Annotated in this window: 14 protein-coding genes; 5 read left to right on the top strand and 9 right to left on the bottom strand. The window is 56.3% G+C overall.

Going from position 1 to position 16,213, the window contains the following annotated elements; all coding sequences use genetic code 11:
• Positions 1-49 precede the first annotated feature (49 nt).
• The 4 genes from LU671_RS22470 to LU671_RS22485 are packed head-to-tail and all read left to right on the top strand — an operon-like array spanning position 50 to position 1,905.
• Positions 50-493: a hypothetical protein gene (locus LU671_RS22470; protein WP_010792534.1), complete on the top strand. Its 444-nt coding sequence runs from the start codon at positions 50-52 to the stop codon at positions 491-493.
• A complete protein-coding gene (locus LU671_RS22475; RefSeq protein WP_010792535.1) occupies positions 463-1,173 on the top strand; it encodes a Crp/Fnr family transcriptional regulator in 711 nt (236 codons plus the stop codon). The genes LU671_RS22470 and LU671_RS22475 overlap by 31 nt, the downstream gene beginning before the upstream one ends.
• Entirely contained in the window at positions 1,163-1,384 is a 222-nt protein-coding gene (locus LU671_RS22480) for a hypothetical protein (protein WP_010792536.1), read from the top strand. Before LU671_RS22475 ends, LU671_RS22480 begins: the two co-directional genes overlap by 11 nt.
• Positions 1,381-1,905 carry a hypothetical protein gene (locus tag LU671_RS22485; protein WP_010792537.1) on the top strand — a complete coding sequence of 175 codons (525 nt, stop codon included), beginning with the start codon at positions 1,381-1,383 and terminating at the stop codon, positions 1,903-1,905. Before LU671_RS22480 ends, LU671_RS22485 begins: the two co-directional genes overlap by 4 nt.
• 9 nt (positions 1,906-1,914) lie before the next feature.
• Here the strand turns inward: LU671_RS22485 and LU671_RS22490 are convergent, their stop codons facing one another.
• Both LU671_RS22490 and LU671_RS22495 read right to left on the bottom strand, forming a co-directional pair.
• Complete coding sequence (locus LU671_RS22490) at positions 1,915-5,259, bottom strand: UvrD-helicase domain-containing protein (protein WP_071537076.1); 3,345 nt, start codon at positions 5,257-5,259, stop codon at positions 1,915-1,917.
• A 682-nt stretch (positions 5,260-5,941) separates the two neighbouring features.
• Positions 5,942-8,632, bottom strand: coding sequence for a PD-(D/E)XK nuclease family protein (locus LU671_RS22495; protein ID WP_021018421.1), 2,691 nt, complete (start codon positions 8,630-8,632; stop codon positions 5,942-5,944).
• Positions 8,633-8,797: 165 nt separating this feature from the next.
• Here LU671_RS22495 and LU671_RS22500 point away from each other — a divergent pair, with 165 nt between their 5' ends.
• A complete protein-coding gene (locus LU671_RS22500; RefSeq protein WP_225317821.1) occupies positions 8,798-9,538 on the top strand; it encodes an EAL domain-containing protein in 741 nt (246 codons plus the stop codon).
• 343 nt (positions 9,539-9,881) lie between these two features.
• On the opposite strand, the gene LU671_RS22505 is transcribed toward LU671_RS22500, so the two are convergent.
• The 7 genes from LU671_RS22505 to LU671_RS22535 all read right to left on the bottom strand — a co-directional run bounded on the left by LU671_RS22505 (position 9,882) and on the right by LU671_RS22535 (position 16,210).
• Complete coding sequence (locus tag LU671_RS22505) at positions 9,882-10,463, bottom strand: hypothetical protein (protein ID WP_126152502.1); 582 nt, start codon at positions 10,461-10,463, stop codon at positions 9,882-9,884.
• Positions 10,464-11,086: 623 nt separating this feature from the next.
• Entirely contained in the window at positions 11,087-12,103 is a 1,017-nt protein-coding gene (locus LU671_RS22510; RefSeq protein ID WP_010792542.1) for an ATPase, T2SS/T4P/T4SS family, read from the bottom strand.
• Between the two features lie 8 nt (positions 12,104-12,111).
• The gene (locus tag LU671_RS22515; protein WP_021018425.1) at positions 12,112-13,272 is read right to left on the bottom strand and encodes a transcriptional regulator; all 1,161 of its coding nucleotides are present in this window, start codon (positions 13,270-13,272) and stop codon (positions 12,112-12,114) included.
• Entirely contained in the window at positions 13,250-13,567 is a 318-nt protein-coding gene (locus tag LU671_RS22520; protein ID WP_010792544.1) for a hypothetical protein, read from the bottom strand. The genes LU671_RS22515 and LU671_RS22520 overlap by 23 nt, the downstream gene beginning before the upstream one ends.
• 2 nt (positions 13,568-13,569) lie before the next feature.
• Complete coding sequence (locus LU671_RS22525; RefSeq protein ID WP_038405151.1) at positions 13,570-14,682, bottom strand: hypothetical protein; 1,113 nt, start codon at positions 14,680-14,682, stop codon at positions 13,570-13,572.
• Positions 14,683-14,816: 134 nt separating this feature from the next.
• Positions 14,817-15,578, bottom strand: coding sequence for a hypothetical protein (locus tag LU671_RS22530; protein ID WP_010792546.1), 762 nt, complete (start codon positions 15,576-15,578; stop codon positions 14,817-14,819).
• The gene (locus LU671_RS22535; RefSeq protein ID WP_010792547.1) at positions 15,575-16,210 is read right to left on the bottom strand and encodes a 2OG-Fe(II) oxygenase; all 636 of its coding nucleotides are present in this window, start codon (positions 16,208-16,210) and stop codon (positions 15,575-15,577) included. Before LU671_RS22535 ends, LU671_RS22530 begins: the two co-directional genes overlap by 4 nt.
• Positions 16,211-16,213: the final 3 nt, after the last annotated feature.

The following is a 16,213-nucleotide window of genomic DNA, read 5'->3' on the forward strand; positions in this document are numbered from 1 at the left end:
AGTCAGTTTCCACTATTAGGGAAACTGACTGCCTCGAGGGGCTCGTTGAATGCTTGTGGAAGCAAAAACCCATGTTGCTTGGGACCTGGCCTCGCCCCGAGCGAAGCGAAGCCAATTTCGCGCCGACAGCTTCTACGTCGTTATCGACGGCTTGCACATCCAGACCGTTCGACAAGCTGCAACTCTGATCAAGAATGCCCTCCTCTCCATTGAGGGCGTACAGGTCAGGGGACCCCTGGCGCTGAAAACTGAGCGCCGGCGCTATGTCTTCCTTCGAGAAATGGTGAGTAAGGGCCAGAAGGGGCTCCGCATTCCTGAAGCGAAGCGACTCAGAAATGTCCTTCTGGTGATGAACCCCACGTCCATCGCTGTAGCGTCTCTGATCGCCTTACCCGTTCCATCAGGGGTGAACCTGCGGATAGAGACGTACCAAGCGCAATACGAACTGAAGGACCCTGCCAAATGCCAAACAGCACAGCCAAGCGACAAGTGACTGTGTCGGTACTCTCCACGCCAGAACCCAGCTGGTTCAAGAGTTCCTCGCTGACCGCGGGTAGCTGGGCTAGCTGGTTAATGATGGCGCACCAATACGGCCGAGTGGTCGACCACCCAGCCGGCATTGAAATCGACGCAAATCACGGTGACTTCTACATCCTCCTCAACGGGACGATGGTTGTTTCGACCGTCCCGCCGGACCCGAACTTGAAACCGCTATTCATTGACACACTGCGGCGCGGCGACATCATCGTTCCTTCCCGACATACCGACCTGAAATTCACCTATGTGGTCCGAGGGAGCGCTTCGCTCCTGAAAGTATCGAAGGACAAGTTCAACGCCTTCATGAACGACATGAAGAACAGTGAGGTCGTGCTGATGGCGGCCGAGCTGAACCTTCTGACCAAGCACGCAACCGCTGCATCGACGGTGCAAATGAAGGACCAGGACAAGATCTGGCGTGTAGTCGTGAATCTGGCTTCCCACCCCGATGTCGCGCACCGGCCGGGTGGTGTAGAGGTGAAGGCCACGAGGGAAGAAATCCGCCGCCTCGCGGGCGTGGAACGCCGCTCAGCTTCTCGTGCCTTCCACCTGTTCCAGGAAAAGGGACTGGTTGTCTTCAGCGGCTACAAACGTTTCTTCTTTGCACATGGCAAGGAGGGCCTCAATGCCGACTGAAGCCAATATTGCGGTAAGCAAAATCGCTGCATACGCTGAGTCACCGGACGATTACATCAGGGCTGGCGGTAAAGCCTACAACGCAAAAGCTACCCGCTACGGTAATCGCGCTCATGAGACTATCGGCAAGGCACCGAGCAAACTCGCCTTCCTCATAGGTGCCGGCCTGCTCATCGCTGCTCTGATCTACTTCGAGGTTCTACCTCAATGAACCTGATCGTAGTCATTGCTGTACTGTTAGCCGCATTTTTCCTCTACCTCGCCGTCAAGGGAAAATCCAAGGACGATATTTTCCGGGCTTTCGGTCTTGATCCGGCAGCTTACGAGTTAATCAGCTCCGATCTTGGGAAAGGGCATGCAAGGAAGAGAATTCGCTGGCGTGGTGTCGGTGGGGAGCCTGACGCAATCTTCCGCCATAAGCGTAGCGGTAGGATCATCGTCGGCGAGTTCAAGAGTCGGCGATGGGCCAGGCGTGTCCGGCCGAGGGAGTATTTTCAGATCGTGCTCTACATCGGTATCGCCCGGGCCGAATTCACCTCCAACAATGTGCTTGGAATCCTCGCTTTCAACGACAAGATTCTGGAGATCGAGCACCACCCCGAGTTGTTCTCCAACCTGATTCAACTCCGAGTTGAGGTTCTTGCCTCGATGAAAAAGAAGAAGGCGCTTAATTCGCGCCCTCTCCTTTCCAGATTCCGGTTCTCGCTACCATTCAAACTGGAGCGCTTCTGACCTCAGGTCTCAGGCCACCTCAACCAGGCGGTCTACTGCCGGCAGGAAGAGCGCCAGCTTCACTGGCAGGGTGACACCGGCATCCTGGACCGCCTGCTTGTATTCCCGCATTTTGGGCGCATAGCGATTCACTTCCCGGCTGAGGAACTGCTCAACAGGCATTCCTTCCGGGCAGTCCGGTGTTTTCCAGTCAATGATCCAGTACACCCCATCATCAACGAAGGGACGGTCCAGGTATCGATGCACCCACCGCGAGTTTCGGTAGGAGCTGACCTGGACTTCTTGGCCACCACTCTCCCGCTTTTTGAGAATCCACCGACCATGGGTGCTGCTGATAGTCCGCTCCACCAGGTGGTGGATTCGCGCAACACCAGCAGGGACTTCAGCGGCGGGATAACCTTCACGACGCAGAAGTGCGGCGATCGCCTGTTTCTTGGTTTGCAACCGCTCGATGCTCCAGGCCTCGATCCCTTCTTTGGAAATCAACTCGACGACTCGGTGATAAACAACCCCGATAGTCTTCGCTCGGTAGTCATTACCCTCCTCTTCCCTCAACTCGTCTGCCAGTTCGTTCTCGGTCGGGATCTGATCGTTACTCGCCGCAGGGATGAAGATGCCGCGCGGTAGTTCGACGGTGAACGATGCGCTCAGTCGCGCCTTCGAGGGAACCTCTACTGACACGTCAGCGGTAATGGGTACACCCGGTTCAGCCTCGTAGAAGTCCTCCTCAAGCTCAGGCCAGAGGCAGCTCAGCAGCGAACCGGAAGCTACTCGGATCGGCTTGTCCTCGTCGAATTTGTCGACAGCCGCCAGCAGGTAGCAATCGCATTTGGCGCGGGTAGTACCCACGTACGCCAGGCGCGACACCTCATCCAAGATGTCCTTCTTGACTTGTCGACCGATGAACTTGAAAAGCCGGCTCTCTGGAGAGGATTCGTCTTGGTCACCAACATTCGGGGCCAGGGCAAAGGTGCCGGCCAGGTTGCGCCAGTAGAACAGCGGTGTGTCGTCGGTTGCACCGGTTCGATTAAGGCCTGGCAGGATGACGCTATCGTATTCGAGGCCCTTGGCGTTGTGGATTGTCATGACCTGGACAACCCCTGCTTTGGGTGATGCATAGAGGTTATCCAGGGCACGGAAGAACGCTTGCGGGTCCTGCAGGGCCCCGTTGCTCGTGTGCTGAGCGAGCACGCGGAAGACGGTCTCCACATCAGCCATTTCGACGGAATCAACGGTAGCAGGGCCGCCCAGGGCAACCCAGGCGGCTTTAGCGGCCCAAACCAACTCAGTGCCGCGCGCGGAGCGTTCGATACGCTCCATTACCTTGTTCAGGCGTTCAACACGCACTTGGCCATCTGGGCTCAGAGTGGCAATCAGCTGATCATCATTCAGGGCACCACGGATCACCTTGCCGCCCTGAGCAATGATCCGGCAATCGTCCCATGATAGGCCTACGAACGCCGAACGGAGCATTGCCAACCACGAGGTACGATCAGCTGCGTGCCAGAGGGCGCGGATCAACGCGATTACTTCAGACACTGGGGCGGATTCGGCAATTGGATCGATATTCTGGCCAGCTGTAGGAATTCCCGCTTCCTTCAGGGCTGGCAGGATGTGCTTCAGGTGAGACCGCCCACGTACCAGGATAGCAATGGTCTGCTCCGGGTTCTTGGCCAGGGCCTCCTTGATGATATTCACCACCTCCTGAGCTTCACCAATGGGGCCAGTGGTGATGGGCCGAATATGCACGCCCCCGTCCACGGTTCGAAACGGAATCGACGGCACGAAAGGAAAGTCGGACTTGGCGAACACTTTTCCGTAGGCTCGGTTATTCCACTCCACCACACCCGGCGCAGAGCGGAAATTGACAGTGAGGCGGTGAATCTCCAGAGACTTCGGACCGAACACCTTGCTCATCACCATGTTGATGAACAGCTCCACGGTTGCTGCTCGGAACAGGTAGATGGATTGGAAACCATCACCACAGAAAAATACCGATCGCGAGTCATCGTCTTCCCAGTGTGCGACCAGGCGCTGCAGGAGCTCGAACTGAGAGGGCGAAGTATCCTGAAACTCGTCCACCATCAGGTGGTTGATACGGTCCTCGTCCAACAGAGCGTCGCCGACTTCGTCACCGAGGCCCAAGGACTGGATTGCGCGCTGAGCTACTTCCTGGAAGTCGATCGTGGCGGTGCCATCGAAGGTGAGGGTTAGGTTCGCGAGCAGGTAGCGCAGAATCACTGTGAAGTGCTGGCACATCGCGGCGCTGCCCTGAGGGTACTGCAGGTCTGGAAGAGTCTTGAGCGTGACCAAGGCTTCGCTGTAGAGCTCCACCTTTGGATCGTCCTTCAGCCCCTTGAGCAGGGCGTTCATGTCCTTGGTGAGCGGCTCGCCTGCGGGGAAGCCATTCTTCACGTTTACGGACTTGCGAAGAGTGTTTTCGCTTGTAAGAGCAAACCCGGCAAAGCCGCGCAGATAGTCCAGGGAGGTCTGGTTGATGGCCAAAGCGGGACGCTGGGCTGCCCACCCGAAGCCATCGTATACCCCGGAAGCGTGCTGCAGGATGTCCATCGCCTGGGTCAACGGAGAACCGCCCAGTACCGTGATTGCCTCGGCGGCATGCTTGGCAACCATTTCAGCGATCGCCAGCTCCATGCCTGGGAGGTCCAGGGTCATGATCTCGCCGGCCCACTGATCGCGCTTGGAGAGCAGCGCCGAGAACATCGGCACCAGCAGTTCGAAACGGTTGCGGGCGAAGGTGAGCACTGCTTCCAGCGCGTCACGGAGCTCTTCAGGGATATCATCCGAGTTCACGCTGCCAAGGGTGTCAAGAATCGCGCTGCGGTAGATCAACGCAGGGTCCTCGACGGTTTTACCGCCACCCAGTCCACTCATGATCGGTGTTTTGCCGGCCAGGTAGGCGCAGAAGGCATCGAACGTCATGATGCGCAGGCGAGACGGGTTCAAGATCAGGTTCCAGCCCAGCAGCCGATCACGTTCGAGAACCAGGCGGCCGAGCTGATACAGCGGCTTCTCGTGAGCTTGGACCGGTTCCACTCCTGTGGCAGCCAGGGCCAGGGCACTGGTCACGCGCTCCAGAATCTCGCCGGCGGCCTTGGTAGTGAACGTAATAGCCAGAATCTCTTCCGGGCGCTCTACTACCGTGAGGCAGGCCAGCATGCGGAAGAGAAGCTGAGTGGTTTTTCCTGATCCTGCGGGGGCGAGGAGTGCCAGCGAGCGACGGGGGTCAATGGAGTCCGCCCGGGCTTGGCCGTCATGAGGATTAGCAGCTGCTATGGCTGCAAAGATCGGCTCAAGGTGAGGGATGGCAGGTAGGGATTGGAAAGCGGTCATCAGTGCGGCTCCGTTCGATTGATGGAACCAGATTAACGGCCGCTTTGTGTGCCACCACCCCTTACGGCTGAAGCCAGAAAGCCACCTCAGGATACTGCGGTAGCGCTCTATACGGAGTCTTTCGCCGTACACAGAAGCCACCATGGGAAAGGCCGTTGATGCCTATGTAGGAGTTGGCCTGTAACAGAATCCTGATGTTTCGACCTGAACCGTCGTACTCGTCGTCCTGGATTATTACCTCTGGCGGGAATTCCAGGAATCGTCCTGCCGCCCAGGCCCAGGCCGTAACCTCAGGGTCAGTAGCCTGGATCACTGCACGGTAGAGAGGGCTGTCCGGCTCCTGCGCCAGAAACTCAGGATCTTTGAGCATTCGGTTGAAGCTTGCGTAGAGGTTCCCAGACATCCAGTGCCGGTAGCGTTTTGGGACCACTGCCAGGTGCCCAGCCTCATGTAGGAGCCCTGATGCAGGGCAGCGCGGATCTACCTGGAGGCCGCCATCCTTGATCCTGACGTGATCAATAAACCCGGCAGCCCCAGGGACGACTTCCACTGAAAGGCCAATGTTGCGAAGAAAGGAAAGAGCCCTTTCCGCAAACTGACAGAGCATTTCTGGTGGTGAGGTTTGTTCCACGATTTGGTTCTCAAAGGAGGTTCCCCTGGCCCTATGGGCCAGGGGACGGGATCAACGGGTGAGGATACCGAGATACTCGTATCCCATGGGAAGCGGTGCGCCATTCTGCAGCCAGGCCTCCCCGTCGGTGAAGCCCTGACTCATTTTGTCCAACGCATTCGTCCACGCCTCGCACTGGCCATCCCAAGCGCCCTCGGTATCCACGCCACTATGCTTGCCGGTCCTTGGTGCCAGCTCACCCGTGAAATTGGATCGGGTATGGAACCCCAGGCTCTTGCTGTTGACCTGTGCCAGCGCGATACCGTCGATTCGCTTTCCGCCATTCTGTTGGAAATCAATCTTGGTCGCGTAGATGGGCAGTTGAGGCTCCGTAAGAGTGTCAGCGTTCAGGCTGGTCATCCTCATCGAAGCTCCAGACTTGTAGTCAATCACCACGTCCCTGAACTCAGATTCATCCTCGGTCAGAAAAATGCGGTCGCGCCGGTCGACCTTGACGGTAATGTTGACCAGTCCAACTGCAATGTCATGTGGCTCCTCGAAGCCGAGGACCTCGAAGTCGTGTGTGCGCTTCGACTCCAGATAGAGCCAGTCATTTATCAGCGATTCCAGCCGCAGTCGCTCAAGCGCGATAACACGCTTTCCGTAGCGCCAGACCAGTTTGTTCAGCAACTGCTCCGATGCTTTCGAAACCGTGTCGCGGATCTTGTCAAACAGTTGGCCGTGACTCATGGCCTTCAACGCTTTCGAGGTCCGAACGTCAGTCCAGAACAGTTCGAGGACCAGGTGCACCATGGTTCCCTGAATGCGTGGGTCGAGACCGATGACAGGCTCCGGGAACATTTCGGCGCGCAGTCGATTTCGAGCGAAGGACAGGAAGGGCGCTTCTGCATAGTCCTTGAAGATTCTCACCCCGCCTTTGATCCAGGCGAGCTCATCCGCGGATACGGGGGCGACCGTTTCAGGGACCACTTGGCTGCGATCGAGGATACCCAACAGTTGGTCGACAAACAGCCCATGAGAATGTACGGAAGGAGCTGCTGCTGGCCAGGAACCGAACAGTTCGCTACAGGAAACCGAGGCGCCTTTGTCGTTATGACCGGGGCAGGAAACTGTTACATCAGCACTCGTGCTCAGCAGTGCTGCGACCACCTTCTCTGCCCGAGCCAAGGCGCCCTCACTGGAGGCGCCTGGAATCCCAGCCGCCACCTGGAGCTCCAGCGGTAGGAAGGGGGAAGGCTCCACTCGGGCGGGCAACACGGTACTCGATGCCCCCAGTACCCACACTGCGTCGAAGTGCAAGCCGATTGCATCCTCATACCCCAGGATCGAAACCGGGGCCACGTGCGAGATACGCGGTTGGAACTGACGGGTATCGATGATTTCCCGCAGCCACATGTACGCCCGAGGATATTCCACACGACCAAGCTGTGTGTCGAGGGTGCGGAACAGGGTCAGTGCCTCGTCCCAGGCCTTCATTGTCTGGAAGTTGGCCGAGTCGAGTTCTTTGCCTCCCGGCCAGCCCATCCCTACCAGCGCCTGGCTGAACTGCTCCGCCCATTCCGACGGATAACGCTTCGCCGCTCCGTTGAGATGGGCAGCAAGATAGCCTGCGAAGCGTTCCCTGAAGTCAGGGACTGCATCACCTTTGTATACGCCGATTGCTCGCAGGAAGTCCTCTCCACCCATGGAAAGGCCCATGTTGTCGCGCAGCCAGATATCCAGCAATGCACGCGCGCGGCCTTCAGAAGTTTCACCGCCGATCCACGGCGAGCGCAGAACACGACTGAAGGCCTCGGAGTCCGCCTCTTGAGGAGTGATGGACAGAAGGTCCATAGCGGCACGGACCAGAGGGCGACTGCCCAAGGTCGCGCCACTGGAGATATCCCATGGAGTCCGCATATCAGCATCGGACTCGCCTGGAATCAGCGTTGCCGGGCTGCAGTGCAGCGAAAGTGCCTCAATCAGCGGGGCTTGGAAATTCCGAATATCGGGTACCAGGATCGCAAGTTGGGGCGCCGCGAGCGGAGTGTCAACGTAAGGTGAGAGGTGATTATTCACCCATTCTGCAACGAGCGTGAACTCATCACCCTGGTTCGTTGCACGGATCAGCTGAGGTGTAGAGCGGTCACCGGCGACGTCCACTTCTTCCACTTCGACACCACGAGCAGCAATTGCCTGGAAGAGCACTTTCTCTGCAGGGTTCATGTCGAGGATACCGACAATGACAATTTTGCTTGGAAGCTCAACCAGACCTTCTTGAACCGCTTTCAGCAGCAAGCCTGGGAGCTGAGCTCGGAAGACTACGCCCTGGGAGGAACACTCCCGACGAAGCATTTCTTGCAGTTGCCAGAAGACTTCCAGCTCGCGCTTGAACCGGAACCGTTCTTGATCCATCGGGATCTGGTATTTGAGGGCTTCGGAGTACGCGCTACCAATACGGCGAGAGGTCGCAGTAGAGGAAATCAGCGTTGCTGGCATCAGGCCGGAGCTATCTGCGAGGCCCTTCACCACTGCCAGTTCCTGTACCGGATACAGTAGTTGCTCTGCCGGCATCAGTTCGAGCCACGCATTTTCGATCCACGACGTGACGGTTTGAATTCGCCCTTTGTTAAACCAGGCTTTTTTGCCGGACATGGACTGCAGCAATGCCGACTGTAGCCTCAGATGGCGGGCAACCCGCTCGGTAGATGTCAGCACCAGGGTGCCTTCGTTCAGGTCGCTCAACTCTTTCAGGAATTTCATCTGTTCTGGTCTCCACAGTAGATGGAGCCAGATTAACGTCCGTCTGCTGTGCCACCACCCGTCGGGCGAACCAGTTTCGCATGCAGATTTTCACACCCGACCACCGGATTTGGGGCAGTCGATTTCCACTATTGGGGAAAGAGCCGAAGCGATTCCCCTTCCATGATGATCAGCCGTCCCCGAAGTATTGCTGTAGGAGCTTGTGCAGGGCCTGGCCTGGAACTCGCTCTGGTTGTCCAACCAGTCATGCACCTTGGCAGCCGCCATCCCTCAGCCATTGCCTATGAGTGTTTGCTCCGTGTGGTCGAAGGGACCCAGTTAGCTGCCCCCGCGCGCTTGATTGCAAGCGCGGAGGCTGATGGCTCGATTGTCGACCTTGATAGGTGGGTGGTCTCTCAAGCGGCTCGGATCGCTGGAGCGTTTCCGAATGTGCACCTCTGGGTGAACGCCTCGCAGATCTCCGTCAGCGATATCCGATTCATTGAGCACGCAATATCGGAGTTTGACCGACACGGAGTCACATCCCGAATGACGTTCGAGATCACTGAATCCGCTGATGGAGATGCCTGCAAAATCGTTAAAGGTTTGGAGCGTCTCAACCTCAAGGCGATGCCTGTGATGCTGGATGACATGAGGGATGGATTCGCGAAGAGGCAACTCTTGATGAACCGCGCTGTGACCGGTTGCAAGCTGTCACGTCGGACCACACGAGACATCGCTGAGAGCCCTGCAGTCCGGGGTGAGGTAGAGAAGCTTGTGCGTGACTGCAGGGCGGCAGGGAAACGTGTGGTGCTCGAGGGGATCGAGGACGCAGCTGAGCTTGAAATTGCCAGGGCTCTGGAGATCGAATTTTGCCAAGGCTTCTACTTTGGCCGCCCGGCACTTCCAGAATACCTTTTCGGTTGAACATCCCGTACTTTAGGAGTTTACCTAACCGGCCGAGCCCGTCCCTCTCGGTCCTGGAAGGCAGACCGGGGATAGCCGATCTGGCTTACTTTCAGCTCTCAACCACGTCTTTGGAAGCGGAGGCTTTGTAAGAACAGGCAATGGTCAAGAGTACAGTCAAGGTGAGTCCCGCGAATTGCCAGTTACCTAAAGACTCATCACCTAGCAGAACAGGAACCATCTGTCCTACGGAAAGCATTCCGAATGCGAATACTCCCAGGTGATATGCAGTTTTTCTCATGTTGTTGCTCCTGTTCAGTTTTGAGCCTTGATCAAATCTTTGCTTTTTGGGTGCTGATCCACTTCAGGCCGGCATCATTGCTGCTTTGACTGCTGCAGCGAAATCCTCCAGCCCCTCGACCAGCGCCCAGCGCTCGACCAATGAGCGCACTGTAGGTTCACCACCCGCAGCTAACTCAAGGCCAGCGGTTTTCGCTGCTCGGAGTTGGGAATCACTGAGCTTTGTACCGCTTGCTGCCTCGAATACCCCCAAAATGCTGTCCGCGTCGCTGTGGAAGGATGATGCAAGATTCAGGACGCGGGGCTCGCCAGCATCCAGCTGGATTAGTTCGCCAGCTTTGAACAATTGCCAATACTCATCTTGGGAGCGCAACGGGGCGTTGGCCATCTGATCGAGCGCGTCAAGCAAGGGCTTGACCTGCTCAGTCTCGATGCCAAGAACTGCATTTTGCAGATCGCGCACATTCGCTCCTTCGGGCAGATCCTGGAGTATTGAAATCAAGGTCTGCCTCAGGCCCCCTTCAACCTTTACACCTGCCGAGCGTTCCAACAGCTGAACTATGAATTCGGTTCCGGAAGAAGCTGTGTTCAATGATTTAGTTACCATTAAATGCCCCTGCAACAAAGCTAATGCTTGCACAAACAAGTAGCACTGCCATTACGTAAACAAAAGGCCGTATGTTGCGGTGGAGAAATCTTACTGCCAGAAAGTAGCACGCAACCCCAGCTGGTAGTCCAATATACCCTAGGGAGTACAGCCATTCGCTGTGCATTATATGTGCGCGAAGCAATACGCCAAAGCCGCCTAATAGCATGCTGTAGCACAGCAGAGAATATATATTCTGTATCACAAAGCTCAAAAAGCTGATCCTTCCTTTGCTAGGTGCTTCGTTTTGATTGTTCATTTAACTCTAACTCCTTCGTCTTCCCTGCGTTTTTGTTGCCGATTTCCGTCCGACAAAACGACTTCTATTGTGCTTAAGGCAGGGGGCATCGCTTCTTGCGCCAATCGCTCCTGAGATTTCTTCACTTGGATTCTGCGATCGATCATAGATGGGAATTGCGAGGCTACCAGCATGAGAATTGCCACTGGTGTGAAGATTGACAGCACGACCCAACCACCTCCCATAGCGCCGCGTTTCTTTGGTGTACTTGGCTTGGTAGTAGCACTCATAGCTGCCCTTGAAAATTCCGAAGTGATTCAGGATAACGGTCATTGATGTGGTTTGTAGGCCAACAAGCTCGGCGTCCCTGCCTTGTAGTTATGACTCAGAGCTCGTTGATCCTTCCACGACGATCTGTGAATTCGCGTACTTCTTCTCGCGACACCTTATTGGCTGTTACCCACGCCATGGCTGTTTCCGCCATGTTCCGCCGCCCTTGGCGCTTCATCTCATTCGCCAGCATAGGCAGCTTCTCCGGACCACCCTGCAGGATCTGACGCACAGCTCCAGTTACCTCGATCGACTCATAGATGGGAAGTGGAGCACGCTGCCCGTCCGAGAAGCGGAGCATGTGCTGCCAGAAGATTCCGCGCAGTGTCTGTGGGACAAGTCTTTCATACCGGGGATCAACCAGTGCCAGCATCCGGGTGTACGCATCGGGTGCGCTATCAGCGTGGATCGTCGCGAATACGGAGTGACCTGTCGATGCAGCGAGCAGAGCGGCGTTGGCCGTTTCAGGATCTCGGATCTCGCTGACCATGATGGTTTTTCTGTTCTGCCGGACACAGTCCCGGATGGCCTGCTCAAAGCTTTCTACGTGCTCTCCGACCTCTCGCTGAATGACGCCACCGCCTTCGAAGATGTACTCGATGGGGTCCTCACAGGTACCGAGCAACCCTCTTTCGAGAGGGTCCATATTCTCCAGCGCTGAGAACATGGTTGTGGATTTACCCGAACCCATCACGCCTGCGAATAGCGTCAAGCCAGCACCTTTCATGAGGGACTTAACGACGTTGTAATCGAGCTTCAGGTCCTTTTGGAAATTCAGCTTGCCCTGGAGTAGGCGGCGCATCGCGATTACCCAACCATCCATTGAGTTGGCCAGGTTGCAGCGGTAACGGTAACCATTAAAGGGGATCGTGAAGTCAGCAGATTTGCGCTTATTCCCCTTCCCTTTTTCCGCTAGCATTTTTTCATAGAAATCCTTCCAGATCGGCAGGATCTCCGGGCTGTGGACCTGGCCAAAGTTGTCGACCATCTCCATGGTGCGCTCGCTGAGTGTGATGTTCGTCGCTTCCTTGGCAAACGCTTCGGCGTCGAACTCCTTGGGTTTAAGCAGCATGGAATCTCCTAATACAGCGTGACGGGACCGCTCAACAGCGGCTCGATACCGTTGCGAGCAATAGCGTGCGCAACGAAGCGCTTCGCACCGAAGCATTCATCGTTGGGCTTATTGGGTTTGGCGAACTCCAACAGACATGCGTTCCGGAACTCGCAGTGCCGGCATTCGGGATTGTTGTTCCGCGTGCTCTGTCGCCGCATGTACAAGATCCTCTCCCGAGAGCAGAGGATGTCTCGGAACGTTGTCTCCGGCTCCAGAATGTTGCCGAAGGAGTGCATGTACTCCTTCCACCCATCCCGATAGTTGGGCAGTACAAACTTTCCATCAGGGAGTAGAAACAGGGTCTGCCCTGCCATGTTGCTAAGGTCGCTGCCGGCGGCGCGATTGACTGCAAAATGAGCCTCACCAATGCTTGGCATCTTCAGCCCCTGGACCTTGCCCCTGTACCAGTGGTTGAGCATCTCGATCATGAAGTCGTTGAAGGCAGTCATGGTTGGGGCGAAGCGATCGTATTGGCCAGGCCTGTCGTTCTGCTCGTTCAGCATGAAGGGCAACCAACCAGTCTCCTCGACTCCAAGTTCAGCAAGCAGATCCAGTGTCCGGGATGCGCCTTGTTCCAGCAGAGCAGAGTTGACCACGCTGATCGTGGCCACTTTCAAGCCGCGGCCTACTGCTTCACGTACCTTGGCCTCCCACTTACGCACGTAGTTGCTGGAGCGCATGTCTCCGTCGTAGGAGGTCTGAACATAGCCATTACAATGCTCATGCCAGATTGGCGCCCAAACATCGAGGTCTACACCAAGCATCGAGGTGAGCATCACATGCCGGACTTCATAGCCGGCCGATGCCGGCAGTTCCTCATCCATGATTCTTGAGTAGGCGAGAAAGTATTCAGGGCCCGCCGCGGTGGGCTCACCGCCGTAGTTGTAGGCGATGATCGTCCTGCGGGGCGGCTGCTGCTCCTCGAAGTAGGTGTGAATCTTCCTGCAAACCATCCTGAAGTCGTCGAGCGACATCAGAGTCTTGTCGCTGCGCTGTTCCTTGCTCAGGTAGCAGTGCTTGCAGTTGTAAGGGCAGTACAACGACGGCATCAAGGTGAAAACGAAATACCCGTTCTCAATTGTGTCCGTGAGGCCTTCAAATGGCTCACTTTGCGTTACGGGCAGCACGGATGGCCTCCTCGTTTACTACCAGGCGGTCACCGGCAGATTGCTCAAGCAGTTGTGCAATGCTCGGTGTCGGTTTGTGGCCAGGTTCCATGTTGATCTGCAACTGATGTGGGTTACGTTCGAGCGCCTGGTCCAGCGCTATCTCCTCAGGAGTGCGCTCACCTGAACCCGCTCCCGTTTTCTTTTCCAGGCTCACGAGTGTGTCAACGCTCAGCAAACGCTTCCCATACGAGAACAGCAGCTTTGCGAGAATCGGAAAGATCGAGAGAAAACTGGGCCCTTTGTCAGTGGTCATGGTCAGCCCACCGCAATGAGGTTCTGAGGCAGCTGGTTTGCGCCCTGCAATACGGACTTCGGTCGCACTCCCTCTTCCTCTACCAGGAAGCGAACCCTCTTGATGAAGGTCTTGAAGCCCGGGCACTCGTCCTGCTGATTCCACTGCTCGTGAAGAACGCCGCAGTTGGCCTGGCAAAGCATCCTCTCATCGCAAGCCCGGCAGGCAGCGGGAAGTCGCCTAGCATTGGCCACTTCTTTCAGGTAGCTCGGCGAGGTGAGGACGTCATGAATGGTATTGACGAATTCCACGGCCTTGGAACCGTCACCTTGAATCACCTCGCGCGTTTCAAAGATGTTCCCATGGCTGGTGTAATCGTTCGTACCGCCTTTCTCGATGCAGCTGATAGTCCGCCCATCGGAGTCGATATCAAGCGCACCATGGACAATCGGGCAAACCACGTCATCTAAACTCTCGCCGCGGTAGACAGCCTCCAACCAGGACTCACATGGGTTGATCCAGAGGTCGGTTATGTTTTCGCGATGCTTTAGGTACCAGTCAAGCGCCTCGATATAGAACTGAGCGGTCTCACGGTGCTTTGGTTGGATGAGCTTCGCATTGAGGTCGCCGTCACCTGACGGGATGAAGAACCCGAAGTGCATCTTGGTGAACCCAAGGTCGACCAGCTCCTCGATCATCGCAGCTGCTCCGGCTTGAACGACCGGCCGTACAAGTGCCGTGGTGACAGAGAAATCTTTCGGCCCCGAAACCCCCGGCATCTTGGATTCCGCCATCAGGGTAACCACGTTGCGCCGCCAGATTTCTTCCTGCTTACGCTTGTTGAATCTCGTTGACCGTTCGTAGCTGGTGGACACCTTATCGAACAGACGGGCCACCTCAAGGGCTTCTTGAGTCACCAAATTGGTGACAATAGAAAAGTCGACTGCCTGGGGGATGCCTCGCAGCAGAGCCTTGGCTTTCGGGAGCGCGGATTCGAAGAACCGAACCCCTAGCATTGAAGGCTCCCCGCCAATCACATGGATGTCCACGTGGTTGTAGCGCTGGGAGAAGTTGTGATCGGCTTGCATGTGCTCGACGATGCCCTTCACAACATGCAGGAATTCTTCTTCCGTCATGTCGGGGCTCTTGTCCTTTTTGTCCGAAAGGATGTAGCAGTGGGAGCAGCGCAGCTGGCAACGTCGAGTCACGTTTATTTGAAATAGAAAGCTGTTTCGCCCGGTTGCCCCGGACGATGAAATGCCTGGCTGCATTAGGTAATCCTCAGGGCGAGCGCTGTCCGTAGATCGTTGTGGCGGCCCTTCTCGGAAACGTCTGTAACGCTGACTCGAGCCTGCCCAACTCTTGAACAAGTTGATGCTTCTGGATGTAAAAATCGGGATGGGTGTGAGGTAAGGACCACTAGCCCAGTGCTTACGAATTCAAGCTCCCGATGATTGAACTGAATCGAGGGCAACCGAGCGGTGATGACCTTCCAGAATGGGTGAAGACCGGCCTGCTGCCTGATATCGGGTCTCAAAGGAAAGAGTAGATGCTTCCCTGGGGCACCGCGGCAAAACCCACGGTCACTCTGCAGCGCTGTGTCCTTGATAATTGAGACTCTACCCGTCTGCTTGCAGCCCTCACAGAGCGCGCCGATTGCTGATGCAATGCTTGCGACCTCGAAGCCCTTGCCGAAGCGTGATCCGAGTACCTCCGCCATTTCATCAGTCCAGGTGCTGAAGATGGCCAGGTTGTTTGCTGAGTAGTGAGGATTAGGCCACGATTCGATGTCGAGATTATCGGGGCTTATCAGTACCTCAAAACCGCATTCGGCCAGATGTAATGCCAGGGCTAGGCTGACCAGAACATCGTTCCCGACCACCAGGACCTCTGGGTGCAATGAGCCGTAGATGCCATCGAAACAGGCATCAATTACTCGCAGCAATCTCCCGCGCCAACTCAACTCCACAGGCGAAGTGATCAGGGCATCGTGGAATCTGAAACGGCGGAGTGATAGCTGATTTCTGCTCATCGGAGAGCTTCTCCGTAGCGTTTCCGTACAGTGCTCCGCATTACGTTCTCGCGATATCCGAACTGCCCAATGAGGGTGTACCTGGGCTTATCGGTGTTGATTGCGGTGACCTGGTGAACCCACCGCGGATTGGTGTTGATGCACCAAACAAGCGTCCCGTGATTCGGGGAAACCGAGGAGTGAACATGGATGTCCTTGGTGATGAACCCCATGTCGTCGATATCGCCTTCACCGAGTTGAAGCAGGCCCCCGTCCTCGGGGGTCCACAGCTCGTCGCTGAGATAGACCATGCAGATCAAGTGCATGGGGTCGTATGCGTCGTGATGCCATCCCATAGAGTCACCACGTCGTCCACGCTGCAGCATGACATTCACTCTGCTCCAATCCCCCATGTGTGCCCGGAAGTGCTCAAGGTCTGGGCTGCTGCCGAGATTCTCCATGAACGAGAGATACTCTGGCGGCACGTTCAAATTCTTCGAGGGGTCGTCGGACTCCCACTCTGCAATGTCAGGACTTCCAGGTTTGTCAGGAAGGAAAGTGTCCTGCTTGACCAAGCGAAGCAGCGCATCAGCTTGGTCCTTGGGAATCGAGCCTACACAGTGTCCAGTGCGGAACAAGTCATTCAGTACCACGGA

Origin of the sequence: Pseudomonas sp. NMI760_13, from assembly GCF_021283245.1 — a bacterium.
Classification (GTDB): domain Bacteria; phylum Pseudomonadota; class Gammaproteobacteria; order Pseudomonadales; family Pseudomonadaceae; genus Aquipseudomonas; species Aquipseudomonas peradeniyensis.